Here is a 23,111-nt window from a genome sequence, read left to right on the forward strand (position 1 = left end):
ACTGTAATAATTGATTTCTGTTCTTTGGCACACCCTGTGCTTAAAGCAAGTCATGATTGATGCAGTTACCGTCACTCTCATCATCCTGGTCGCCGTGTTGTTGCGGCGGCCCCTCCTCACCGACCCGGACGCCGACCACGGCGTCCGGGAAGACGGGGAAGATTTCGGCTTTACGGCCAGGGTCCCCGTGCCCGTCCGGACGTCATCCCCCCATCCCGTCCGGGTGAAACGGCGCAAGGACCGGGCCTTTTAGCATATACCATACCTCCCTTGAAAAGCAGTTTCTAACCTCAAAACCCCTCCTCAAAAGCAGACCTCTAACCTCTGAAAGGGCCGCGCAAGCGGCCCTTTCGCCTTTCCTGCCGTCCCGCAACCACCAAGCCGATTCGGGCATTTCCTTGTCAGAATCGGTCCGACGGCGTATGTATATGCCAAATCGCCATCCTACAAACGGCCCGGACGTGCGCACATGAACGACCTCGACAAGGACCACGATCTCTCGAACGACAGCCTGCTCGACCTGACCGACGACGAGCGCATGGCCTTCATCGTCGAGCGCATCGAGGCCAAGTTCCTGGACTACGACGGGTACGACTTCTCCCGACGGCAGCTCCTGGCCCTGAACATCTTCTTCGAGCTCTCCCAGGAGCTGCGCGGGCGCGAGATGTTCTACACGGTCTGCATGGCCATCCCGCAGGCCCTGTTCGGCCTGGAATCGGTCATGTACATCCTCGAGGACGAGGAGACCTTCTCCCTGGCCGCCTGCTCCACGGGCAAATGCGACAAGGACACCACCCTGCCGTGGAGCGAGTTCATGAACGAACGGCTGACCATCCGGGGCGAGTACATGCACATCCCCATCCGGGGCAACCCGGACTACAACGACATGCTCTCCTTCGAACCGCCCCACAACGTCCTGGGCAGCTTCGTCATGCACCCCTGCTCCGGCCTGCCGGGCCATGCCCGGCTCTTCCTCGAAAAATACGTCAACCGCGTGGGCTACCAGCTCCACCACCGGATCATCCGCGCCCGCAACCGGGAGCACATCGCCTTCATCAAGTCCATGGTCCAGGACATCGGGCACAACGTCATCGTCCCCAACATGTACTACAAGCTCTATTTCAACCGGCTCAGGCGCAAGATCGAACAACTGCATCTGTCCACCTCATCCATCCTGGCCAAGGTCAACGAGGACGCGACCCCGGAACTCGTGGGAGAGGGCAACCGGCTGGCCGAGATCGCCGGGGGCATCGAGGCCCAGTACCAGGAGATATACTCCCACTACGAGTCCACCTCCATGTTCCTGGAGACCCTGCTCAGGCGGCGGCACTTCGAGGAGGGCCGCTACGTGCTCGAAAAGCGGGACGTGAACCTGCCCACCGCGGTGGTCGCCCCGGTCGTGGAGCGGTTCCGCCACCGGTTCGAGGAAAACGGCATCCAGCTCATCCTGATCGGCGAATGCACCGAGAACCAGGTCATCCGCCTGGTCCTGGACCGGGGCCTCATATCCCAGGTCCTGGACAACCTCCTGTCCAACGCCCTCAAGTACACCGAGCCCGCGCCCGACGGGGAGGGCGGAGAGGAGAAGTGCGTGACCTACGGCTGGAAGGTCATGGCCGACTTCTTCGGGCCGGGCAGGCCCGGCATCCGCGTGTGGGTGACCTCCTCGGGCGTCCCCCTGGACCTGGACGAGCCCATGGACGTATTCAAGCCCGGCTTCCGCGCCGACAACGTCGCCCACAAGGCGGGCACCGGCCGGGGCCTCTACTTCGTCCGCCAGGTGGTCGAGCTGCACAACGGCCGCGTCTCCTACGCTCCCACCGAAGAAGGGAACGAATTCTCCTTCGTACTACCGTTCGAGCAGGCATAAGACGCCGGCTTGCGATAACGGCCCCTCGAAAAATGCACAGCCGGCCCACTCTCCCAAGCCTCTGTTCGGGCCATGGGGAGAAGACATGGGATGAGGACGCGCCCGGCTTGACAATCCGGCGGCTTGCCTGTCCAATCGCGGTTCGATTTTCCCTTTCTCAACCGGAGCGCGCATGGATCTCGATACCTATCTGGTCTTTCTGACCGCCACCGTGGTGGTGCTGCTCATTCCCGGGCCCACCGTAATGATGGTCGTGGGCAGCTCGCTGGCCCAGGGACGGCGCGCCGCCGTGCCCCTGGCGCTGGGTGTGGGCCTGGGCAACGCCGTGGCCGCCATTGCCTCCCTGGCCGGGCTGGGCGTCCTCCTGGCCGCCTCCGCCGAGCTGTTCACCGCCTTCAAATGGGTCGGCGCGGCCTATCTCGTCTACCTCGGCGTCAAGGCGTGGCGGGCCGCTCCCGAAACGAACCCCGGACCGAGCCCGGCGCGCCCGGCCAGCGGCCGGACCCACCTGCTCAACGCCTGTCTGGTCACGGCCACCAACCCCAAGGCCATCGTCTTCCTGTGCGCCTTCCTGCCCCAGTTCATCACCCAGGACCGCCCCCAGCTGCCGCAACTGCTCATCCTCGAGATCACCGTCCAGATCCTGAGCATGGCGTCGGCCCTGTTCTACGCCCTGCTCGCGGCCAAGGCCCGCCGCATCGTGGCCAACCCGGCCTCCATGAAAATCGTCAACCGGATAGGCGGGACGACCTTGATCGGCGCGGGGATAGTGACCGCCGCTTTGAAGAGAGCGTAGTAAGGAGGCCGCTTCGCGGCGGTAGTCGGGTGATTTCGCCTTGATTCGCCCCGACCTGGGCTCACCCCTTCGGGGTCGCGCCTTATCAGGCGCGGTCCAAATCCGCTGTCCTGCGGATTTGTCGGCGGGCAGCCCTAGCTCTTAGGCGAATCATCGAGCCTTAGAGATAGCGACAGCAGCGATAGGGTTCGCACCCTTGCATCCCATTTGGCGCCTTCGGCGCGGTCTGTTTCGCTGCGCGATTGAATTTCGGCCGCACACATGCAAAACGCCCCCGGTCCTTGGTGGAGTCGGGGCGTTTTGCATTCTATCGTTGCGATCAGTCCGTTTCCGCTACCGGGTCAGGCGGGAGTGCGGCCGCCTTCTTGGCCAGCAGGCGGCGGTAGTAGGACAGGCACAGGCAGGTCATGGGCAGGGCGATGAGCAGGCCGAGGAAGCCGAGCAGCTTGCCCCAGACCGACAGGGACAGGAGGATGAGCCACGGGGACAACCCCAGGCTCTCGCCCTGGATTTTCGGGACCAGGACCGCGTCCTGGATGACCTGGACCACGGCCATGACCGCCACGGCCAGGCCGATCCCCACCCACAAGGACTCGCCCGCCTCCAGCGAGTCGAGCCCGGCCAGGAGCAGGACCGGAACCACTCCGGCCACGCCCAGGTACGGCGCGATGTTCAATATCCCGATGAGCAGCCCCAGGACCAGGCCGAGCGGCAGCCCGATGAGCATGAAACCGATGGCCATGAGCACACCCACTATCAGGCAGACGATGATCTGCCCCCGGAAATACAGCCCCATGGTCTTCTCGAACTCATCCAGGAACCCGGTCACGCCCTCGCGGTACTGCGCGGGCAGGTAGTCCTGCCACCCGGCCTTGATGCGCCCGAAATCGGCCAGCAGAAAGATGACGTACAGGACGATGACGAATACCCCGAACAGCCCGGCCGCCGCGTTGATCGCGCCCACGGCCACGCCCCGGATGCCCGGGACCAGGTTGCCGAGCACCCCCTTGGCCGCATTGAGCGCTCCCTGGGCCGTGAACAGATCCCTGACCTCGGGCGACTGCACGGTGTCGCGCAGCCACTGCCAGATGTCCGGCGGCAGATGGGCCGCCACCTTGTCCGCGAACTCGGTGTTCGTGATCAGCCGCGACAGGACTTCGCCCATGTGCGCGAACTCGCCGACCACCATGGGCACCACCAGCAGGACGACCCCGGCCACGGCCACGAGCAGCAACAACATGGTCAGCAACACGGCCACGCCGCGATTGCCCACCCGCTTCTCGATGAAACAGGTCAGGGGATTGAGCAGATAGGTCACCAGCAGGGCCGCCACGAACGGCACCAGCACGCCCGACAGATAGCCCAGCAGCCAGACCATGCCGATGAAAAATCCGGCCCCCAGGACCATCCGCACCACGGAATCCAGGGTGTACGGCTTGCCGCTCTCGAACATGGGCCCTCCTCAAAAAAAGATAAGAAAATGAATCTGCCCCGTTCCTTACCAGCCCACCCCGGTTTAGACAACGCCCTCTTGTGTGAAGATGCCTCCGGCGGCCGGGGCGCTGCCCTGGACCCTCCAAAACTTTTTGTCGCCGCTTCGCGGAGGCGCACACGCGAAAAGCCGCGCCAATAACTACGATAAACGCACGTCACACCGCGCTCGCACACCCGCGCAGCGGCACAAAAAGTTTAGAAAGGAGAGAGGGGATGGGGGGCTCGGGGGGAAGGGGAGAGAGGGAACCCTTTTCTCAAAGGGTTCCCTCTCTCCCCTTCCCCCCGGTTCTTCCTTCCGCCGCGCGCTACACCACGTCGCGGGAGCGCATGCCGAGGAGGAAGAGGATGGCGTCGAGGCCCAGCGTGGAGATGGCCTGCCGGGCGCCTTGTTTGACTTTGGGTTTGGCGTGGAAGGCGATGCCCAGCCCCGCGAGGTTGAGCATGGGCAGGTCGTTGGCCCCGTCGCCCACGGCGATGACCTGTTGCAGGGAGATGCGTTCCTGGTCGGCGATGGACTGGAGCAGTTCGGCCTTTTTCTGGGCGTCCACGATATCGCCCACGGCCTTGCCGGTGAGTTTGCCGTCCACTATTTCAAGCTCGTTGGCATAGACGTAGTCGATGCCGTAGCGTTTGCGCAGGATTTCTCCGAAATAGGTGAACCCACCGGACAGGATGGCGATCTTGTAGCCCACGTTCTTGAGGTTGGAGATGAGTTTTTCCGCGCCCTCGGACATGGGCAGCCGGTCGGCGACCTTCTTGAGCACGGACTCGTCGAGTCCTTCGAGCAGGGAAAGGCGTTTGCGCAGGGACTGCTTGAAATCGAGTTCGCCGCGCATGGCGGATTCGGTGATGGCGGCCACCTGTTCGCCCACGCCCGCCTCCTTGGCCAGTTCGTCGATGACCTCGGCCTGGATCAGGGTGGAGTCCATGTCGAACGCCACCAGGCGGCGGTTGCGGCGGAAGATGTTGTCTTCCTGGAAGCCGATGTCGACCATCATCCTGGAGGAGATTTCCAGAAACTGGGCGCGCAGCCCAGCCACGTCCCTGGGGGTGCCGCGCACGGTGAATTCGACGCAGCCGCGCGAGCATTCGTAGTCGTTGCAGTCCAGCGGCACGCGCCCGGACAACCGGTAGATGGTATCGATGTTCAGCCCGGCCTCGGACACGACCTTGGTGATGGCCGCTATCTGGGAGGAGGAGACCGAGCGGGCCAGCAAGGTGATTATGTAGCGCGGCTTGTGCGCCTCGCCCACCCAGGAGCTGTACTGATCCTCGTCCAGGGGGTGCAGGCGCATGGTCACGCCGAGTTCGTGGGCCTTGAAGAGCAGGTCCTTGAGCACGGGCTGGGAGTTGGCGGGCAGCCGGATGAGGATGCCGAGCGTCAGGAAGTTGTGGATGACCACCTGCCCGATGTCGAGCACGTCCACGTCGTAGCCTGCCAGGACGCCGGACAGTTCGGCGGTCAGCCCGGGCCGGTCGCCGCCCGTCACATGCACCAATATGATCTTTTCCATGGATAAAACCCCCGTGCGAACTTCGTGCGGACCATCTCACATATCCCCAAGACAGTAAACCTTGAGGGCCAAGACCTCCCGGCGAAACGGCGTCACGTACGCATACGACCATCCCGCTCCGCGAAGCGGCACAAAAAGTTTAGGAAGGATGAGGGGATGGGGGTACGGGGGAAGGGGAGAAGGGAACCCTTTTCTCAAAGGGTTCCCTTCTCCCCTTCCCCCGGTCGCCGGAGGCCGGCGGCACAACCAAGACCAGCCCCCGGCGCGGCGCGGCGGGGGCTGGTCTCGGGGCAACCGGGTCGGGCCGGTTACTTCTTTTTCGCTTCGGATTTGGCCTCGCGGATGTAGGCCAGGCCGTCGGTGAGGGAGCGGACGTGGCGCTGCAGGAGCAGTTCGGCCTCGCGCTTGTCCTCGGCGGTAAAGGCGACGTATTCTCTACCGTTGTCTTCGATAACCACTTCAAACATGGTGAACCTCCGTTAGGCCCCGCTATCGTCGGAGCCGGTCTTGGCGATTTCAATTTCCCTGGCGACCGGCTTGGGAGCGCCGCCGCCGAAATTCGCGGACACGACCTTGGGCTTGGCCTCGACGGCCGCCCCCTGGGTCATGATGATGGTTCCTTCAACCACGGCGCCGTTTTCCACCACAAGCACCTTCGTGTCAAGGCTGCCCTTGAGCACGCTGGTCTTTTCGAAGACGGCCTTTTCCCTGACGTGCACTTCGCCGAGGATTTCGCCGCAGGAATTCAGCTGGCCCACGCGCACGGACCCTTCGATGCGGGCCTTGCGCCCGAGAATGAGCACGCCTTCGGTGGAGATTTCGCCTTCGAACCGGCCGTCGATGCGGACCGTGCCGACGAAATCGAGTTTGCCCTTATATTCGGTGCCAACGCCCAGAAAGGCGTTCAATTCGGAACTTTCCTTGGTGTTTTTGCTGCTAAAAAGGCCCATTTCATCTTCCTCGCTCGTTTCCCGGTCGGCTCAGGCCGTCCCGTGTTGCGGTCATTACAGCAGAGCAGGTTTTCCCTATATACCCGGCTGGTGCCGAATGCCACTTTTTTTTCCACAGGGGAAGGGGCCGATCCGATGGAAAAACACCCGCCGGGAACCGGATGTCCTTTGCCCGGTCCGTCATCCTGTACAAATAGTGGGGCAGAGTGGTTCCGATACGGCAAAAGGCGGCCCTTTTCCGGCGGGAATGTGGAGAAACCCGGAGTATCGGGACGGAACACGGGCCAAAAGTTTTTTACATTTCCTCCGGGATCGGCTCACTTCGGGCCGTGGACGGAGGAGGACCGGTTCGACCCTCACGAAAATTGAAGAAAGGAGACTAGTCCAGGACCCTGCCCATGCTCAGGCGGGGCTCGACGGTAAAGCCGTTGGCCTCGTAGAAGCGGCGCACCGCCTCGTTGGATTCGAGGATCTGGAGGTTGACCTTGACGCACCCGCGCCTTTTGAGGGCTTCAATCGCGTGATCCAGGAGACGGGAGCCCAGCCCTTTTCCGCGCTGGTCCGGGGCCACGGCCATGGAATATATCCAGCCCCGGTGACCGTCGTATCCGGCCATGACCGTGCCGAAAACCGCCTCGTCCGCCTCGGCCACCCAGAACAGATCGTCCACCGCGATCTTGCGGTCAATGGCGAAGGCGGGGTCGTTGTAGGCGGACGGGTAGCCGAATATCTCGCGCCACAGGGCCATGACCCGGTCGCGGTGGCGGGCGTCGTCGTATGTAATGATGGTGTGGGACATGGAGGGGGTGTAGCCCGCGCCCGGGGTGGAAGTCCAGCCGCACCCGCTTCTTCTTGACGCCGGTACCCGGCTCACCTAGATAGATTTCATGAAACGCAGCGAGATCAACGCCCTCATCCAGGATGCCAAGGAATTTTTCGCCTCCTTCAAGTTCGCCTTGCCGCCGTGGGCCTTCTGGTCCCCGGAACAATGGAAGGGCAAGGGCGAATCCGAGGTGGTCCGCAACCAGCTCGGCTGGGATCTGACCGACTACGGAGCGGGCGAGTTCGACCGGCGCGGGCTGATCCTGTTCACCATCCGCAACGGCAACCTGGCCACGGGCCATCCCAAGAAGTATGCGGAAAAGATCATGATCGTCCGCGAAAACCAGATCTGCCCCATGCATTTCCACTGGTCCAAGACCGAGGACATCATCAACCGGGGCGGCGGCAACCTGGTCATCGAGCTGTACGGGTCCACGCCCGCCGAGGAATTGGCCAAGGAGCCCCTGGCCGTGTCCGTGGACGGGTTCACGCGCATCGTCCAGCCCGGCGGCACGGTGGTGCTTACGCCCGGCGAGTCCATCTTCCTGGAACAGGGCATGTACCACAGGTTCTACGGCGAGCCGGGCAAGGGCAAGGTCCTGGTGGGCGAGGTCTCGTCCGTGAACGACGACAACGCCGACAACCGGTTCCATGAACCCCAGGCCCGATTCCCCGAGATCGACGAGGACGAAGCCCCGCTGCACCTGCTGTGCACGGACTACCCGAAATACGTCTAGGGCCCCGAACGCCCTTCCTTCCCATCGCTCTTGCGGGCGGGTCGCACCCTTTTTTTTACGCACCGGCACCACCCATTTCCCTTCACAAAAGTCACGCATTATACCCAATGCGTGACTTTCCAGGTTTTTCTTTACAGAAAAAAAACCGGACTGTTATGATCCGTAATTAGTCGCCACAGCCGGGCGCGCGCCCTTACACGGCACGCGCATCAGGCTATCCCGGACAACACCAAGCCCGTGAGAGGTATTTCCCGATGAAAAAATTCCTGCAATTGTCGCTGCTCGCCAGCCTGCTCCTGATGTTGCTGTGCTCCTCCGCCCTTGCCCAGCGCACGGTCACCGACCAGTTGGGCCGGACCGTGACCATTCCGGACACGGTCGACCGGGTGGTGGTCCTGCAGCACCAGTCCCTGGACGTCATGATCCAGCTCGGGGCACAGGACAAGGTCGTCGGCATCCTCGAAAAGTGGGAGAAGTATCTGCCCGGCGCGGCCAAGACCATGGCCGACATCAATTCCCTGCCCACTCCGGGCGGGCTCGATACCGTGAACATGGAGGCCCTGCTGGCCGTCCATCCCGACCTGGTCATCGTCACCCACTACGCGCCCAAGGAGATGATCCAGCAGATCAGCGACGCGAACATCCCGGTGGTCGGCGTTTCCCTGTTCGACGCGGCCAGTGAGGAGGCCGCCAAGCTCAACCCGGACCTGGCCGACGCCCAAGCGGCCTATGACAAGGGGCTCAAGGACGCCGTGCTGCTCCTGGGCGAGATCTGCAACAAGCAGGCGCGGGCAGAGCGGCTCATGCAGGTGGTCGAGGCCAACCAGAAGGTCCTCAAGTCGCATCTGGGCGACATCCCCGAGAGTGAGCGGGTCAAGTGCTACATGGCCCGCAACAACCTGCACACCTACGGCGCGGGCAAGTACACCAGCGTGATCATGGAGCGCGCGGGCGGCGTCAACGTGGTCGCCAAGGAGGTCACGGGCTTCAAGGAAGTGACCATGGAGGACGTGCTGCGCTGGGACCCCGAGGTGGTCTTCATCCAGTGGCGGCACCGCTCCGCCGCCGACGGCCTGCGCAACGACCCGGCCTGGCAGCAGGTCTCGGCCATCAGAAACGGACGGCTGTATGTCACCCCCGAATACGTCAAGCCGTGGGGCCACGCCCTGCCCGAATCCATGGCCCTGGGCGAACTGTGGATGGCCAAGACCCTCTATCCCGAGAAGTTCAAGGACGTCGACCTGGATGCCATGGTCGAGTCCTATTACCAGGAATTCTACGGCATTGCCTTCGAATAGCCCCTACCCCCCGCGGTCGCGCCCGACCCTCGGCAGTCTTGCTCCGTGGGCGGGCGTGGCCGCTGTATTCTGCATAGGGCTCGCCTGGGGCCGGTATCCCGTGGGCATAAGTGAGGTCCTGCGCATCCTGGGACACGCGGCCGGGCTGCCGGTCGAGCGCGACTGGCCGGGCGTGCTCGAGACCGTGGTCATGCAGGTGCGCCTGCCGCGCGTACTGGCGGCCATGCTCATCGGCGGCGGTCTGTCCGTGGCGGGCGCGGCCTTCCAGGGGCTGTTCCGCAACCCGCTGGTCTCGCCGTATATTCTGGGCGTGGCCTCGGGCGCCGGTTTCGGCGCGGCCCTCGGCATCCTGCTGTGGAACTCGCCCTGGCTCATCCAGGGCTCGGCCTTTTTCTTCGGCATGCTCGCCGTGACCTCGGCCTGGATCATGAGCCGACTGTACCGCTCGTCCGGGCCCATGATCATCATCCTGGCCGGAGTGGTGGTCGGCGCGTTCTTCCAGTCCCTGCTCTCCCTGGTCAAGTATGTGGCCGACCCGGACGACAAGCTGCCGGTCATCGTCTACTGGCTGATGGGCTCCCTGTCCTCCATGACCATGGACCGGCTGCTGACCGTGTGCCTGCCCATGGGCGTGTGCGTGCTCGGCCTGTTGCTGGTCCGCTGGCAGCTCAACGTCCTGTCCCTGGGCGACGAGGAGGCAAGGACCCTGGGCGTGGAGGCGGGCCGCCTGCGGCTGGGCGTGATCGTGGCCGTGACCGTGGTGACCGCCAGCGCGGTCTCGGTCAGCGGCATCATCGGCTGGGTCGGGCTGGTGGTCCCGCACCTGGCGCGCATGCTGGTCGGCCCGGACTACCGCAGGCTCATCCCGGCCAGCCTGGCGCTCGGGGCGTGCTATCTGGTGCTCATCGACGGGCTGGCCCGCAACCTGACGGCCACCGAGATCCCGCTGGGCATCCTGACCGCGTCCGTGGGCGCGCCGTTTTTCGCCGTGCTGCTCGGCAGGGGGAGGACGGGATGGGCATGACCCTGCGCGCCGAGGGGCTGAGTTTCGCCTATCCGGGCCGCGACGCGGTCTGGGCGGACGTCGACCTGGCCGCCCGGCCCGGCCGGGTGCTGTCCATTCTCGGGCCCAACGGCACGGGCAAATCCACTCTGCTGCGCTGCCTGGCCGGGCTGGTGCCACCGCGCACGGGACGAGTCCTGGCGGGCGACCAAGACCTCGCCGCCCTAAGCCGCCGCAGAACCGCGCAGGCCATCGCCATGGTCCCGCAGACCCACACTCCGGTCTTCACCTACCGCGCCCTGGACGTGGTGGTCATGGGCCGGACCCCGCACCTGGGCGCATTCGCCTCGCCGAACCGGAGGGACTTCGACGCGGCCCGGGGAGCCATGGAGACCATGGGCATCAGCCACCTGGAAAACGTGTCCTACAGCGAGACCAGCGGCGGCGAGCGGCAGCTCATCCTCTTTGCCCGATCCCTGGCACAGGGCGCGGACATCCTGCTCCTGGACGAGCCCACCTCCCACCTGGACTTCGGCAACCAGGCGCGCACCCTGGCCCTGATCCGCTCCCTGGCCGACCGGGGGCTGACCGTGATCATGACCACCCATTTCCCGGACCACGCCTTCGAGATATCCGACCAGACCGCCCTGCTGGCGCGTGGACGGCTTCAGGCCGTGGGCTCCACTGAAACGGTCCTGTCTCCGGAGTCCCTGTCGTCGCTCTACGGCCTGGGCGTGGACATCCACCGGCTGGACAACGGCAGGACCGTGTGCACGGTCCGCCGGGAGGAACCGTGAACCTGACCGTGCTCGCCGCGGGAAGCCTGCGCAAGGCCCTGCCCGCCATGGCAAAGTCCGTCGGGCTGACCCTGGACGTGCGCTTCGGCCCGGCCGGGCTGCTGCGCGGGCGCATCGAGGACGGGCTGCGCCCCGAGCTGTTCCTGTCCGCGAGCATGGCCCACGCGCGGGCCGTGGCCCGGTTTGCCGACTACGGCGAGGCCGTGCCCCTGCTCGAAAACCGGCTCTGCCTGTTCGGTCGCGAGGAGATTCTGGCCGAGGGCGACGCCCTGCGTGCCATGCTCGACCCGGACAGCCGACTGGGGACGTCCACTCCGGGCGCGGACCCGGGCGGGGATTACGCGCTCGCGGTCTTCGACCGGGCCGAGACCATCCGCCCGGGCAGCCGGGACATGCTCCGGGACCGCGCCCGCGCCCTAGTCGGCGGCGACTTGCCGTCCGAAGCCTCGGGCTCGCCGGTCGTGGACCTCTTCCAGACGGGCAAAGTGGACCTCTTCCTCGGCTACCGGACCACGGCCGTGGACGTGACCGCCCGCTGCCCCGGCCTGTCCATTCTGGACCTGCCCCCCGAACTGTCCGTGCGCCCCCTCTACGGCGCCGTTGCCCGCGCCACGGGCGATGCCCGCGCCGCCCTGGACGCCCTGCGCTCGCCCGAGGCCATGGAGGCGGCCGCAAACTGCGGCTTCCTCCCGGCGGACAAGCGAATTCGTTGACAGCCGACACGGCTCCACTCCAATAAAAAAAGGACACCCGCGCCAGGGGTGTCCCAACATTCACTTCCAAGCGCCCTACCGGGAGTGACTCGGGCGGCAAAGCCGCCCGACAGCGGCTCCCGCCCCCCGCGCAGCGCTGTGCGCAAGTATCTTCTTCCCGAACCGCCCTCCCGCGCCCGCACAAGGCTTGGAAGAGTGGGGCAGATGTGCATTTTCTTCCTGGGGCTTTCACCGCAGCGTAGCCGTCTACGTGAGGATGAAAGCCCCAGGGAAAAATGTGAAGATGGCCCGCTATCGCGAGCCGCCCGCCGCGCTCCCTACTTACCAAAGGGGCATTTGGGGAAGGAACAGGACTTGCAATTCATGCAGAAGCCGCCCTCGCCCAGACGGGCCAGGTCCTTGCGGCGCAGTTCCTGTCCGGCCAGAATGCGCGGCAGGACCACGTCGAAGGCCGTGGTCTTGTAGAACAGGGCGCAGGCCGGGACGCCGATGATGGCGGCGCCGCCAAGCTTGCCCACCAGGGTCATGGTGCCGGGGAGCATGGGCACGCCGTAGAGGTCGCCGTGCAGGCCCGCGTCCACCAGGGCGGCGCGGGTGACGTCGTCCGGGTCCACGGACATGCCCGCCGTGGTGATGACCACCTCGCAGCCGCCGTCGAGCATGGCCGTGGCCGCCTTGGTAATGGCCTCGCGGTCGTCGGGCACGATGTCGGTCATGTGCACGGTGCAGCCGAGCCTGATGACCTTGGACGAGACGATCGGGATGAACTTGTCCTCGATGATCCCCTGGAAAACCTCGGTGCCGGTGACCAGGATGCCCACCTTGGCGGGCGCAAGCGGCAGCACGGACAGGACCGGGCCTTCGCCCAGCGCGGTCAGGGCGCGGCTGAACCGGTCGCGGGAGATGTACAGGGGAATGGCCCGGGTCCCGGCCACGCCCTTGCCCTCGGGCATGAGCGAACCGTCGTGGCGGGTGGCCAGCATGACGTCCGGGGAAAGATTGAAGCGGGAGAGCGCGTCCAGGTCGATGGACAGCATGCCCGGATACTCGGCGAAGAAGTTGATCTTGCCCTCTTCCGGGTTCGGGTCGTAGGTGATGCCCGGCCCGGCCATGCGCTTTGCGAACGCCTTGACCGCGTCGTTCTCGTGGACCCACTCGTCGCCGGGCACGGCCTCGCCGTCGTAGACGTTGAACTTGCCGATGCGCTGCAGCCGGCAGACGTCGCCGATGTCGAAGACGTCGCCCGCCTTGGTGATCGGGCCCTTGGACTCGCCGGGCTCGATGCCGGTCATGTCGTGGACCGCCTGCTTGCCCACGGCCTGTTCCACGGGCACAATCTTGAGGTCCGGAGCGTCATCGGCGCACAGCACGCCCTCCATGGACTCGTACGGGGCCTCGCCCTGACAGCCGCGGCAGATGGAGCCGTCCGAGCCGGGGTACGCCTCGCCGCAGACCGGGCAGACGTCGATGGAGGTCATGTGGCCGTGGCCGAGGTATTTCTTGGACACGGTCACGGGCCGGATGGAGCAGATGGTGTCCCCGGCCTCCTCGATCTCCCTGAAGAGCTGGTCGGTGTCCTGCTCGGCCTTGGGCTTTTCCTTCATAAACCAGGCGCGGATCTCGGGCCATTTGGCCAGCTTCTCCTGGTCGATGGCCACGCGGACCCCCTGGCCGGTGAATTTGTCGTACAGGGACACGGCGTAGCGCCCCAGCAGCTTGACCTTCATCCAGTTGTTGCCCGTGGAGCACAGGGTCAGAAGCTGGACCGCGTCGGGCAGGCATTTGCCGGACTCGACCAGGGCCTCGAACAGGGTGCCCTCGGGCAACCTCGCCTTGGCCGCCTCCACCATGTATCCGCCGATGAGCAGGCCGGGAGCCGGATAGCCGTGAAATTCCCTGGCCTTTTGCTTGAATTCCTCAAACGTGTACTGTCCGATGTTCATATTCGCCTCGTCTTCTATAGAGTATCCGGCGTTGCCGCCGCCGCGATTTCTCCACTTTGCCGCTGAAAAAGGAAACGCACTATGCCATGGCCGTGACATTGGCGCAACACGGACTCACCTTGCATGTTCCTGCACTACGTTTGAACGCACATCGGCCCTGATTTTGAAGCCTGGGAGAAATTTTCGCGGAATGCGGCCCGGTGCGGCTTGGGGCAGAACGAATCCGGCGACGAAAAAAGGGGCCGCCCCGTTTCCGGAGCGGCCCTGTCTCAGCCTTGATGCCTAGCGAGGTGACGTTACGTGGCCAGGCTGTGCCGGTTTAAGCCTCGGCAGCGGCTTCTTCGGATACGCAACCGCAGTCGTCCTCGGAGGAACAGACACAGGTGTCCTCGGAGGAGCAGCCGCAGGGCAGCTTCTGGGAGTGGCCCACTTCCTCCTTGACCTCCGTGGCGATCTTGAACAGCACGGTCACGATCAAGGCGCCGATGGAGTAGATCATCATCGAGACCAGCAGTTCCTTGCCGGTCGGCCAGTACGGCGTGATGGTGTCGAACGGCGTGGGGTTGAAGCCGCCGATGAGCAGACCGAGGCCCTTGTCCAGCCAAGTGGCGATGATCAGCATGGCCAGGGTCCAGGGCAGCAGCTTGAGGTTGTTGCGCAGGCGCGGGGTCACCAACAGGGTGATGGAGATCGCCGCGAACACGACAAAGGTCCACATCAGGGTCACCAGGCCGGTGCTCGCGTGCTCAAAGAGGTAGAGCAGCGGATGCATGTGGCCGGGGATGTTGGAGTAGAAGGCCGTGAACACTTCCAGCAGGAAGAAGAACATGTTGATGCACATGGCGTACATGATGATCTTGACCAGCGTGGAAAGCGCGTTCTTGGGCATCTTGAAGGTGGTGACCTTCTCGGTGACCAACAGCACCAGGACCAGGATGGCCGGTCCGGCGCAGAACGCCGAGGCCAGGAAGCGGGCGGCCAGGATGGCGGTCAGCCAGTAGTGGCGGCCGGGCAGTCCCTGGTACAGGAACGCGGTCACGGTGTGGATGGAGAAGGCCCAGATGATGGACGTGTAGATGAACGGCTTGACCCACTTGGGATGGGGCAGGTGCTGCCGATCCGCCTGCAGGCAGGTCCAGCCGCAGAGCAGGTTCAGGAACAGGTAGCCGTTGATGACGATCATGTCCCAGAACAGGATGGAGTTCGGGGTCGGATGGAAGACCATGTTCATCATGCGCTGCGGCTGCCCGATGTCGACGATGACGAAGAGCAGGCACATGACGCAGGCCGCGATGGCCATGAACTCGCCGAAGATGACCATGTGCTTGTTGGTCTTGTAGGAGTGGAAGTAGTTGGGCAGCACGATCATGACGCCCGAGGCGGCCAGGCCGACCAGGTAGGTCAGCTGGGAGATGTAGAATCCCCAGGATACGTCGCGGCTCATGCCGGTGGTCTTCAGGCCGACCGTGAGCTGGTTGACGTAGGCCGCGAAGCCTATGGCGATGAGAACCAGGAGGAACGCAATCCAGCCGTAGTATCTCTTGGAGCCTTTCAGAGCTAATTCAAGCATTCCGATTCCTCCTAAATGATGTAGTAAACACTGGGCTCAGTGCCTGCCGAGGGTTTACGACGAATGGTGAACTTCTCGCGAAGCACCTTGCGGACTTCGGAATCCGGGTCCTTCAGGTCGCCGAAGTGCATGGCGCCCTCGGAGGCCTCCACGCAGGCGGGCTCCTTGCCCACGGCCAGGCGCTCGACGCAGAAGTTGCACTTCTCGACGACGCCGCGCATGCGGGTGGGGAACTCGGGGTTCAGCTTCTCCAGATCCAGGCCCAGCCGGGGCTCGCCCCAGTTGAACGACCGGGAGCCGTAGGGACAGCCGGCCATGCAGTAGCGGCAGCCGATGCAGCGGTGGTAGTCCATGGCCACGATGCCGTCCGGGCGCTGGAAGGTCGCCTTGGTCGGGCAGACGCGCACGCACGGCGGGTTCTCGCAGTGGTTGCACAGCAGCGGGAAGACACGCTCGTGGACCTCTTCGGCCAGGTGCGGGTTCTCCTGCTCCGGGAAGGTGTGCGCGTAGGTGTCGTGCCACAGCCACTTCACTTCCTGCTTGCCCTCGATGTGGGGCACGTTGTGGATGTGGTGGCAGACCCCGGCCAGCTTGTCGATGGCCTCGGCCGTGTGCAGCTTGGTGGTGTCGATGACCATGGCCCAATGCTCGGCATGGATGGCCGTTGAGTTGGGCTTGACCGGGGCGTGTCCCTCGGAGGCCAGCGCCTTTTTGGGGGCCACGGCCAGCCCGGCGGCGGCGATACCGGCAAGCTTGATGAAGGTTCTTCTGCTGTTCTTCATTATTTCAAACCCTCCGGCTGAACGTGGCAATCCCAGCAATAGGGAGAGACACCCGCGTCGTTGTGACACTTGTCGCAGAAGTCGGCCTTGCTGGCGTGGCACTTCATGCAGGTGTTCTGCAGGGAGATGGTGAACTCTTTGCCCTTGTGGTTGATATAGGTCCTCTTGCCGTCACGCAGGGCCCAATCGCGCCACTCGTTCAGCAGCTGCATGTGCTCGGTGCGCATGAACTCGGTGGATTCGATGCACTCCTTCTCGTTCTTGGGCAGCTTGAGCTCGGGCTCCTTGTATTGCTTGGTCATGGTGCCGAGCGCAAAGGGAGCGGTCAGCATCGCGAAGAAGATGACCAGCCCGGCGACGATCGCAAATCCGTTGTACATTTTCATTTATGCATCCTCCTTGGTCGGGGGCGTCCAGTCGTCGTCTTCGTCCTCGAAACCGGGGAGGGGTTCCTGGCGCATGTCCATGGTCCGGACCTCGCCCTCTTCGAGGACCAGGGCGTTGGCGACCAGCTCGTGGGTGCCGGAGATGGTCACGCCCGGAGCCCAGTAGTCGGCCAGCGGGATCAGGGTCGCGCGGTCGATGGCGCAGATGCAGGCCATCAGGTTCACGCCGTGCTGTTCCTGCACGTAGCGCAGGGCGTTGCCGCGGGGCAGGCCGCCGCGCAGGCGGATCTCCATGATCTCGTCGGTGTTCAGGCCGGAGCCGCCCGCACAGCAGAAGGTCTGCTCGCGGATGGTCGCCGGGGGCATCTCGAAGAAGTTGTTGCACACGTGCTTGAGCACGTAGCGCGGTTCTTCCAGCAGGCCCATGCCGCGCGCCGGGTTGCAGGAGTCATGGAAGGTCACCCGCAGATGGTCGTTGCGGCTGGGATCCAGCTTCAGCTTGTTGTGCTTGATGAGGTCGGCGGTGAACTCCGTGATGTGGAGCATCTTGGTCGCCGCGGCGGTGTTGAACACGGTGCCGGTGATGGGCGACTTCGGGGTGGTCATGCCGGACCACTGGGTGTCGCCGTTCATGGTGTCCATGTACTGGTGGATGACGCGCCACATGTGGCCGCACTCGCCGCCCAGGATCCACTTGCAGCCCAGACGCTCGGCCTCGGCGTACATCTTGGCGTTGAGCTTCTTCATGGACTCGTTGTTGGTGAACGAGCCGAAGTTGCCGCCCTCGGACGCGTAGGTGGACAGGGTGTAGTCCAGGTCGAGGTAGTCGAACAGGAGCAGGTAGCCCATGAAGGTGTAGATGCCGGGGTCGGCGAACACGTCGCCGGACGGCGTGATGAACAGGATCTCGTGGCCCTTCTCGTTCAGCGGGGCCTTGACTCTCCGGCCGGTGACCTCCTCGATGTCGTCGACCATGAAGTCGACGATGTCCTTGAAGGCGTGGGGCTGGATGCCGAGGTGGTTGCCGGTGATGTTGCAGTTGGAGACCGGCTCCATGATCCAGTTGGTGTTCAGGCCGACCAGGTGCATGAGCTCGCGGGCCATCATGGTCATTTCCGCGGTGTCGATGCCGTAGGGGCAGAACAGGGAGCAGCGGCGGCACTGGGTGCACTGGTAGAAGTAGATGAACCACTCTTTGAGGACATCCTCTTCCATGACCCGGGAACCGGTGAACTTGGACAGGATCTTGCCGGCCACGGTGAACTCGCCGCGGTAGACCGAACGCATCAGCTCGGCGCGGAGCACGGGCATGTTCTTGGGGTCGCCGGAGCCGATGAAGTAGTGGCACTTGTCGGCGCAGGCGCCGCAGCGCACGCAGATGTCCATGAACAGCTGCAGGGAGCGGAACTTCTTGAGCCGCTCACGGAAACCGTTGACCACGGTCTCCTTCCAGTTGGCGGGCAGCTTCCAGTCGACGTCGGACGGGACCCACTGGCGCGGCTCGCCCCACAGGCCGGGCAGTTTCTTGTCCATGTACGCGATCTTCTCGGGCTTGGCGGGGTAGCACCAATGGCCGGGCGAGAAGTCCACCGGGGTTTCCATCCATCCGGTGAGCGGCGGATTGTAGTCTATGCTCTTGAAGAGCTCGTCTGCTTTGGGAATGTCGGACATATTCTTATCTCCTCGGATAAAGAAAGTATCACCAGGTGGTGAACCCTAGGCCTCGGCCTCGTCTTTGGGCACCCCGTTCTCGGGGTTGTCCAGGGGCAGGCCCGCCTCGGCCATGGGCACGCCGAATTCCTTCTCGTAGTCGGCGTAGGCGTGGGCCTTGATATTGGGGTCGTTCCAGGGGTTCACGTGGTGCTTGGCGCGCGAGTCGTTCGGCAGGTTGCGGGTCGGGGACAGGAAGACGCCCGGCATGTGCATGAGCTTGCTGAACGGGAAGTAGGCCATGAGCGTGCTGACCAGGAAGACGTGGACGAAGAAGGAGGCGGAGATGGACTCGGGGACGACGTAGTGGAACGTCACCAGACCCATGGTCAGCTCCTTGATCGCGATGATGTCGACCTTGGCGTAGTAGCGCATGTAGATGCCCGACAGGGCGACGGACAGGATCAGCAGCAGCGGGAAGTAGTCCGAGACGTAGCTGATGTAGTTGATCCTGGGGAGAACCAGCCTGCGGCCGAGCAGCAGCAGCACGCCGGCCACCAGGCCGGCGTCGCTCAGGTACATGACCGGAGCGCCGATCTGCAGGATGCCGTCCACGAACTCGATCGCGCCCACCGGGAGGAACGGAATCGGTTCGAGGAACAGGCGCAGGTGCCGCAGGGCGATGATGAAAAAGGAGTAGTGGAAGGTGATGGCGAAGAGCCACAGCCACTTGCTCGATTTGTAGGCGACGACCGGATGGTCCTTGCCCTGGTGCAGGGACACCTGGGTGTTCCGGAACAGGGAGCGGAACGCGAAGACCTCGAGGACCATGCGGAAGAAGGTCTGGGCGCCGGTCTGGGGACAGTCCAGCTTGTTCTGCTTGAACAGCTCGGGATCGAAGGACTGGAACTGGCCGCCGGTTGTGGGGATGCGGAACGGCACGGCGCTCCGGCCCCAGGTGACGACTTTGTATACAAAGCCGATAATGAAGATGATGAACGCCGTCGTCGGGATGCAGACACCGAAGAAAGTCCTCATGTGTGCCGCATCAACCCCGAACAACGGGATCAACACCAGGAGAAAGACGAACAGAAGTGAGTAAAGAGCATTCATCTACCGTCACCTCGCTTGAAGGTTGGACCGCCGGGATTACCTGGACGGCCTGCCACTTTTCGGGACTCCCCGGAGGGGGCGGCGCAAAGATGTTTGAAGCTATGCATCGAAGAAGGATTCCCTGCCTTGCGGAAGGAACCCCCACCCCCTTGTCATACTTCGCCCGGCTTGCACCGTGCGCCACACCCGGCGCGTCCCTAATCGGCCGATTTATCGACCGTAACGTCCGCAACCATTCCGGCTTTCCTGAGCAGACTGCTCTGGGCGCGCTTCACTTCCTCCACGCGGAACCGGAAGACCTCTTCGCGACTTTTGCTGTAGATGTCGAAGGACATCATGGCCAGGTTGTCCACCTTGGCCTCGAACCGGAGCAGCTCCTCCAGGGTGCCGTCCTTCTTCATGGGCCGGAAAAACTCGTCGCGAAGGAGTTTTTTCAGCAAAAAGACAAAACTGATGGCCTGGGAGGGGGTGAAGTCCTGCACCGCCCTGATACGGATGAGCTTGTCGAGGCTCTTGGCCATACCCTCGGCATCCCGCCAATCGATCAGGTGGTCGAACAGTTCCCCGGTGGCCTCGATGATGGCCGCCCCCACCGGGTTCTGGAATCGATCCTTCTGTCGGGTCCAGACTTTCTGGGTTTCCTTGGGATAGGTCCTCAGGACCAACTCCGCCCACTTCTGCGACAGCTCGGCCTTGCGTTCGGCCAACGTGGATTCAAAAGTCATTAACAACCCGCATCAATCCGTGAATCGGCCCACTTGCGTACCCGGTCCTCTCGGCGCAGGCGGACATTTCACGGACAGGCCTTTGATAGATAGTGAAAATCATCACGTAAAACTCAGAACCATATTCCAAACCCATGGGAAAACGTCAAGGTTTTTTCAAGGAAAAACCGGCCAATGAAAAGGGTTATCAGGGCTTGACGGCCCCTTGGAAAATTCCGGCGGAACGTCTCCCTCGTCAGCCGCGCACGACCCTGTTGCGGCCCATGCGCTTGGCCTTGTACAGGGCCTCGTCCGCCCGGTTCAGGACCTCTTCCACGGTCTTGTCCCCGGGGCTTACCCGGGTCACGCCCATGGACACCGTGAAGGTCACGGTGTCCTCCCCCACCTCCACCGCGAGCCCGGCCAGGGTCGAGCGCAGCCGCTCGGCCACCTCCACGCCCTCGTCGATCCCGGTCTGGGGCAGGATGACCGCGAATTCCTCCCCGCCCAGCCGGCCGAAGATGTCCGGCGCGCGCAACAGCGACGAGACCGCGCCGGACAGGGCCTTGAGGACCTGGTCCCCGGCCGCGTGCCCGTAGGTGTCGTTGATGGACTTGAAATAATCGATGTCGAGCATGATCACGGCCAGGGGCAGGTCGTAGCGCTTGGCCCGCTGCACCTCCACCCCGCCCAGGGAGAAGAACTGGTGGCGGTTGCTGGCCCCGGTCAGGGCGTCGGTGGTGGCCAGCAGCTTCATCTCCTGTTCCAGCTCGATGCGTTTGGTCACGTCGTGGATGACCGAATAGAGGCGCTGGGCCCCCTGGACCATGATCGGCCCGGAATAGACCTCCACGTCGCGCAGCTCGCCGCCGGCCAGCCGGTGCCGGACGATGAAGTAGGTCCGCCCCTCGTCCATGGAGCGGCGCATCTCGGAGAACATCTCGTCCCGACCCAGGGCGTTGATCTGGCTCAGGTTCATGGTCCGCATGACCTCGATGGGGTAGCCGTAGAAGTCCGCGGCCGCCGGGTTGGCGTCGATGATCCGTTCGGACTTGGGATCGGTCAGGAGCATGATGGCGTGGTTGTTCTCGAAAAAGGCCCGGTACTGCTTCTCGCTCTCGCGCAGGACCCTCTCGGCCTCGATGCGCCTGGTGATGTCGCGGAAGGTCCCCTCCATGGCCACGGGCTCGCCCTGGTTGTTCAGAACCTGGTGGGCATTGGCCTCGATGACGATGGCGGTCCCGTCCTTGCGCCGGGCGGTCATCTGCAGCCCCCGGATTGCCCCCTTGGCCTGCAGGGCCTCGCGGAATCCGACGCGCTCGCTGACCTGCCGGTACAGGGTGTCGATGTTCCGGCCCACCAGCTCGGACTCCTCGAACTGGAGCAGCCGACAGGTGGCCGGGTTGACCATGAGCACGGTCCCTTCCAGGTCCGTGACCATGTACCCCTCCTCGATGGTCTCGAAGATGCGCCTAAACTTCTCCTCGCTGCGCTTGAGCTCGGCCTCGGCGTACTTGCGGTCCGAGATGTCGCGGATGACGTTGACCACGCCCAGCGTGGCCCCGTCGTCGCCCTTGATCAGCGAGACCGACTGGTCGGCCGGAAATATCTCGCCCTTGCGCCGCTTGAGCGGCAGCTCGAACAGGGCGCGCTCCCCGGCCTCGAAGGCGGCCTTTGAGCGGGCCAGGAAATCCTCGTAGTGCCCGGCGTTGACGTGCAGCCCGCTGACCGGCTCGCCCTGCAGGTCGGCCTGGGACCGCTCGAACATGGCCTCGGCCGCCGGGTTGGCGTCCAGGATAGTCATTTCCGGGGTCAGGATGAGCACGGCCTCGCCCAGGGCGACGAAGGAGCTGCGCAGCCACAATTCCTTTTCGGCCAGGGTCTCCTCGATGACCCGCTGCTCGGTGATGTCCGTGCCCGACAGGAGCATGCCCACGGGCAGGCCGCCCTCGGTGGTCAGGACCTGGCTCTGCCACTGGATCATGCGTCTGAACCCCTCGCGCGTGGTCACGGGAAAGGAACGCTCGTCCTCTTCCTCCACCTGGCCGGACAGGACCAGGTACAGGCAGTCGCGTATTGCGTCGCGCTGGGGCGGGGGAACCAGAATGTCCACCCAGTCCCGGCCCAGAAGCTCCTCCTCGGCGTAGCCCAGCATGCGGCAGGCGGTCCGGTTGACCATGTCGACCCTGCCCGCGGCATCCAGGGTGAAGACCATGGCCCCGATCACGTCGAGGTAGTGGGCCACTCGGTTGCGCTCCCCGGCCAGTTCGCGCTCGCCCTCCACCCGGTCGGTGATGTCGTCCAGAACCACTGCGTAGCCGGTGCGGCGGTCGGGGAAATCGGCGGCCAGGGAGACCGCGACGCTGAAATGGCGCTCGCCATGGCGCTGGACCACGGGCACGTCCAGGCGGCAGGCCTCGACCCCTTCCACGCCCAGCCCCTCGGCCTCCAGGGGGCCCTCCAGCCAGGGGGCGAGCTCCTTCAAGGGCACGGGGGCATGGTCGCCCCGGCACCACGCCTCCACGTCGGCCGCGCCGGTCAGTTCGCAGGCCGCCGGATTCATGACTTCCACCGCGAAGTCCGCGTCGAGCAGCAGGACCGGCGTGCGCAGGCTCAGGAACAGGGTGTTCAGCCGGGACGCCCTCAGGCTGGCCGCCGAGCCGCCGTCCGCTCCGCGCATGGCGGCCGGACCGGGTTCGGCCGACTCCGCCAAAAGCGCCTCGCAGAACGTTGCCCAGAACTCCACGGGATCGTCGCCGTCCCGCAGGCGGGCGGCGTGTTCCCGGACGCGTTTCCGGAGGCGTTCCTCAGGGGTGGTGCGGCGGTTCTTCAAGCGTTCTGTCCTCGGTGGGCGGTGTGGTTCGACGGCCATTTCCGCATGTGTCGCCCAGGGCGGACGGCGCACGGGATGCGGGCGCAAACCATACTTCTTCGCGACCCCGTTGTCGAGCCGGGCGGCCCATGTTGGC

The 23,111-nt window shown here is 64.2% G+C and carries 21 protein-coding genes; 8 read left to right on the forward strand and 13 right to left on the reverse strand.

What is annotated here, in order from left to right:
* Positions 1-52 precede the first annotated feature (52 nt).
* The 3 genes from BerOc1_RS07255 to BerOc1_RS07265 all read left to right on the forward strand — a co-directional run bounded on the left by BerOc1_RS07255 (position 53) and on the right by BerOc1_RS07265 (position 2,666).
* Positions 53-253, forward strand: coding sequence for a hypothetical protein (locus tag BerOc1_RS07255; RefSeq protein ID WP_071545052.1), 201 nt, complete (start codon positions 53-55; stop codon positions 251-253).
* A gap of 216 nt (positions 254-469) precedes the next feature.
* A complete protein-coding gene (locus BerOc1_RS07260) occupies positions 470-1,870 on the forward strand; it encodes a sensor histidine kinase (RefSeq protein ID WP_071545053.1) in 1,401 nt (466 codons plus the stop codon).
* Positions 1,871-2,042: 172 nt separating this feature from the next.
* Positions 2,043-2,666 carry a LysE family translocator gene (locus BerOc1_RS07265; protein WP_071545054.1) on the forward strand — a complete coding sequence of 208 codons (624 nt, stop codon included), beginning with the start codon at positions 2,043-2,045 and terminating at the stop codon, positions 2,664-2,666.
* Positions 2,667-2,985: 319 nt separating this feature from the next.
* Here BerOc1_RS07265 and BerOc1_RS07270 read toward each other — a convergent pair whose 3' ends face one another.
* The 5 genes from BerOc1_RS07270 to BerOc1_RS07285 all read right to left on the reverse strand — a co-directional run bounded on the left by BerOc1_RS07270 (position 2,986) and on the right by BerOc1_RS07285 (position 7,498).
* Complete coding sequence (locus BerOc1_RS07270; protein WP_071545055.1) at positions 2,986-4,119, reverse strand: AI-2E family transporter; 1,134 nt, start codon at positions 4,117-4,119, stop codon at positions 2,986-2,988.
* Between the two features lie 346 nt (positions 4,120-4,465).
* Positions 4,466-5,674, reverse strand: coding sequence for a phosphoserine phosphatase SerB (gene serB, locus BerOc1_RS07275; RefSeq protein WP_071545056.1), 1,209 nt, complete (start codon positions 5,672-5,674; stop codon positions 4,466-4,468).
* A gap of 308 nt (positions 5,675-5,982) precedes the next feature.
* The gene (locus BerOc1_RS19065) at positions 5,983-6,141 is read right to left on the reverse strand and encodes a hypothetical protein (protein ID WP_165610797.1); all 159 of its coding nucleotides are present in this window, start codon (positions 6,139-6,141) and stop codon (positions 5,983-5,985) included.
* 12 nt (positions 6,142-6,153) lie between these two features.
* Entirely contained in the window at positions 6,154-6,624 is a 471-nt protein-coding gene (locus BerOc1_RS07280) for a bactofilin family protein (RefSeq protein WP_071545057.1), read from the reverse strand.
* A gap of 379 nt (positions 6,625-7,003) precedes the next feature.
* Positions 7,004-7,498, reverse strand: coding sequence for a GNAT family acetyltransferase (locus BerOc1_RS07285; protein ID WP_207503298.1), 495 nt, complete (start codon positions 7,496-7,498; stop codon positions 7,004-7,006).
* A gap of 13 nt (positions 7,499-7,511) precedes the next feature.
* Here BerOc1_RS07285 and BerOc1_RS07290 point away from each other — a divergent pair, with 13 nt between their 5' ends.
* The 5 genes from BerOc1_RS07290 to BerOc1_RS07310 all read left to right on the forward strand — a co-directional run bounded on the left by BerOc1_RS07290 (position 7,512) and on the right by BerOc1_RS07310 (position 11,994).
* On the forward strand, positions 7,512-8,183 hold the full coding sequence (locus tag BerOc1_RS07290; protein WP_071545059.1) for a D-lyxose/D-mannose family sugar isomerase: 672 nt from the start codon (positions 7,512-7,514) through the stop codon (positions 8,181-8,183).
* 254 nt (positions 8,184-8,437) lie between these two features.
* A complete protein-coding gene (locus tag BerOc1_RS07295) occupies positions 8,438-9,481 on the forward strand; it encodes an ABC transporter substrate-binding protein (protein ID WP_071545060.1) in 1,044 nt (347 codons plus the stop codon).
* A gap of 55 nt (positions 9,482-9,536) precedes the next feature.
* On the forward strand, positions 9,537-10,505 hold the full coding sequence (locus tag BerOc1_RS07300) for a FecCD family ABC transporter permease (RefSeq protein WP_242652912.1): 969 nt from the start codon (positions 9,537-9,539) through the stop codon (positions 10,503-10,505).
* Positions 10,496-11,281, forward strand: coding sequence for an ABC transporter ATP-binding protein (locus BerOc1_RS07305; RefSeq protein WP_071545062.1), 786 nt, complete (start codon positions 10,496-10,498; stop codon positions 11,279-11,281). Before BerOc1_RS07300 ends, BerOc1_RS07305 begins: the two co-directional genes overlap by 10 nt.
* Positions 11,278-11,994, forward strand: a complete 717-nt coding sequence (locus tag BerOc1_RS07310; protein ID WP_071545063.1) for a substrate-binding domain-containing protein — start codon at positions 11,278-11,280, stop codon at positions 11,992-11,994. The genes BerOc1_RS07305 and BerOc1_RS07310 overlap by 4 nt, the downstream gene beginning before the upstream one ends.
* A gap of 317 nt (positions 11,995-12,311) precedes the next feature.
* Here the strand turns inward: BerOc1_RS07310 and BerOc1_RS07315 are convergent, their stop codons facing one another.
* The 8 genes from BerOc1_RS07315 to BerOc1_RS07350 all read right to left on the reverse strand — a co-directional run bounded on the left by BerOc1_RS07315 (position 12,312) and on the right by BerOc1_RS07350 (position 22,975).
* Complete coding sequence (locus BerOc1_RS07315; RefSeq protein ID WP_071545064.1) at positions 12,312-13,937, reverse strand: FmdE family protein; 1,626 nt, start codon at positions 13,935-13,937, stop codon at positions 12,312-12,314.
* A gap of 319 nt (positions 13,938-14,256) precedes the next feature.
* Complete coding sequence (gene dsrP / locus BerOc1_RS07320; RefSeq protein ID WP_071545065.1) at positions 14,257-15,507, reverse strand: sulfate reduction electron transfer complex DsrMKJOP subunit DsrP; 1,251 nt, start codon at positions 15,505-15,507, stop codon at positions 14,257-14,259.
* A gap of 11 nt (positions 15,508-15,518) precedes the next feature.
* Entirely contained in the window at positions 15,519-16,289 is a 771-nt protein-coding gene (dsrO, locus tag BerOc1_RS07325) for a sulfate reduction electron transfer complex DsrMKJOP subunit DsrO (protein WP_071545066.1), read from the reverse strand.
* Positions 16,289-16,669: a sulfate reduction electron transfer complex DsrMKJOP subunit DsrJ gene (gene dsrJ, locus BerOc1_RS07330; protein WP_071547046.1), complete on the reverse strand. Its 381-nt coding sequence runs from the start codon at positions 16,667-16,669 to the stop codon at positions 16,289-16,291. The genes dsrO and dsrJ overlap by 1 nt, the downstream gene beginning before the upstream one ends.
* A gap of 6 nt (positions 16,670-16,675) precedes the next feature.
* Complete coding sequence (gene dsrK, locus BerOc1_RS07335) at positions 16,676-18,346, reverse strand: sulfate reduction electron transfer complex DsrMKJOP subunit DsrK (RefSeq protein ID WP_071545067.1); 1,671 nt, start codon at positions 18,344-18,346, stop codon at positions 16,676-16,678.
* Positions 18,347-18,391: 45 nt separating this feature from the next.
* Complete coding sequence (gene dsrM, locus BerOc1_RS07340) at positions 18,392-19,438, reverse strand: sulfate reduction electron transfer complex DsrMKJOP subunit DsrM (RefSeq protein WP_071545068.1); 1,047 nt, start codon at positions 19,436-19,438, stop codon at positions 18,392-18,394.
* A 197-nt stretch (positions 19,439-19,635) separates the two neighbouring features.
* On the reverse strand, positions 19,636-20,163 hold the full coding sequence (locus tag BerOc1_RS07345) for an RsbRD N-terminal domain-containing protein (RefSeq protein WP_071545069.1): 528 nt from the start codon (positions 20,161-20,163) through the stop codon (positions 19,636-19,638).
* Positions 20,164-20,398: 235 nt separating this feature from the next.
* Positions 20,399-22,975 carry a PAS domain S-box protein gene (locus BerOc1_RS07350; protein WP_071545070.1) on the reverse strand — a complete coding sequence of 859 codons (2,577 nt, stop codon included), beginning with the start codon at positions 22,973-22,975 and terminating at the stop codon, positions 20,399-20,401.
* Between the last annotated feature and the right edge of the window lie 136 nt (positions 22,976-23,111).

Source organism: Pseudodesulfovibrio hydrargyri (genome assembly GCF_001874525.1).
Taxonomy (GTDB): Bacteria; Desulfobacterota; Desulfovibrionia; order Desulfovibrionales; family Desulfovibrionaceae; genus Pseudodesulfovibrio; species Pseudodesulfovibrio hydrargyri.

Coding starts and splice junctions, on each gene's coding strand:
- BerOc1_RS19065 (WP_165610797.1), bottom strand. CDS start 6,141: ATGTTTGAAGTGGTTATCGAAGACAACGGTAGAGAATACGTCGCCTTT.
- dsrP (WP_071545065.1), bottom strand. CDS start 15,507: ATGCTTGAATTAGCTCTGAAAGGCTCCAAGAGATACTACGGCTGGATT.
- BerOc1_RS07260 (WP_071545053.1), top strand. CDS start 470: ATGAACGACCTCGACAAGGACCACGATCTCTCGAACGACAGCCTGCTC.
- dsrM (WP_071545068.1), bottom strand. CDS start 19,438: ATGAATGCTCTTTACTCACTTCTGTTCGTCTTTCTCCTGGTGTTGATC.
- BerOc1_RS07290 (WP_071545059.1), top strand. CDS start 7,512: ATGAAACGCAGCGAGATCAACGCCCTCATCCAGGATGCCAAGGAATTT.
- BerOc1_RS07255 (WP_071545052.1), top strand. CDS start 53: ATGATTGATGCAGTTACCGTCACTCTCATCATCCTGGTCGCCGTGTTG.
- dsrK (WP_071545067.1), bottom strand. CDS start 18,346: ATGTCCGACATTCCCAAAGCAGACGAGCTCTTCAAGAGCATAGACTAC.
- serB (WP_071545056.1), bottom strand. CDS start 5,674: ATGGAAAAGATCATATTGGTGCATGTGACGGGCGGCGACCGGCCCGGG.
- BerOc1_RS07280 (WP_071545057.1), bottom strand. CDS start 6,624: ATGGGCCTTTTTAGCAGCAAAAACACCAAGGAAAGTTCCGAATTGAAC.
- BerOc1_RS07315 (WP_071545064.1), bottom strand. CDS start 13,937: ATGAACATCGGACAGTACACGTTTGAGGAATTCAAGCAAAAGGCCAGG.
- BerOc1_RS07295 (WP_071545060.1), top strand. CDS start 8,438: ATGAAAAAATTCCTGCAATTGTCGCTGCTCGCCAGCCTGCTCCTGATG.
- BerOc1_RS07345 (WP_071545069.1), bottom strand. CDS start 20,163: ATGACTTTTGAATCCACGTTGGCCGAACGCAAGGCCGAGCTGTCGCAG.
- BerOc1_RS07265 (WP_071545054.1), top strand. CDS start 2,043: ATGGATCTCGATACCTATCTGGTCTTTCTGACCGCCACCGTGGTGGTG.
- dsrJ (WP_071547046.1), bottom strand. CDS start 16,669: ATGTACAACGGATTTGCGATCGTCGCCGGGCTGGTCATCTTCTTCGCG.
- BerOc1_RS07270 (WP_071545055.1), bottom strand. CDS start 4,119: ATGTTCGAGAGCGGCAAGCCGTACACCCTGGATTCCGTGGTGCGGATG.
- dsrO (WP_071545066.1), bottom strand. CDS start 16,289: ATGAAGAACAGCAGAAGAACCTTCATCAAGCTTGCCGGTATCGCCGCC.
- BerOc1_RS07305 (WP_071545062.1), top strand. CDS start 10,496: ATGGGCATGACCCTGCGCGCCGAGGGGCTGAGTTTCGCCTATCCGGGC.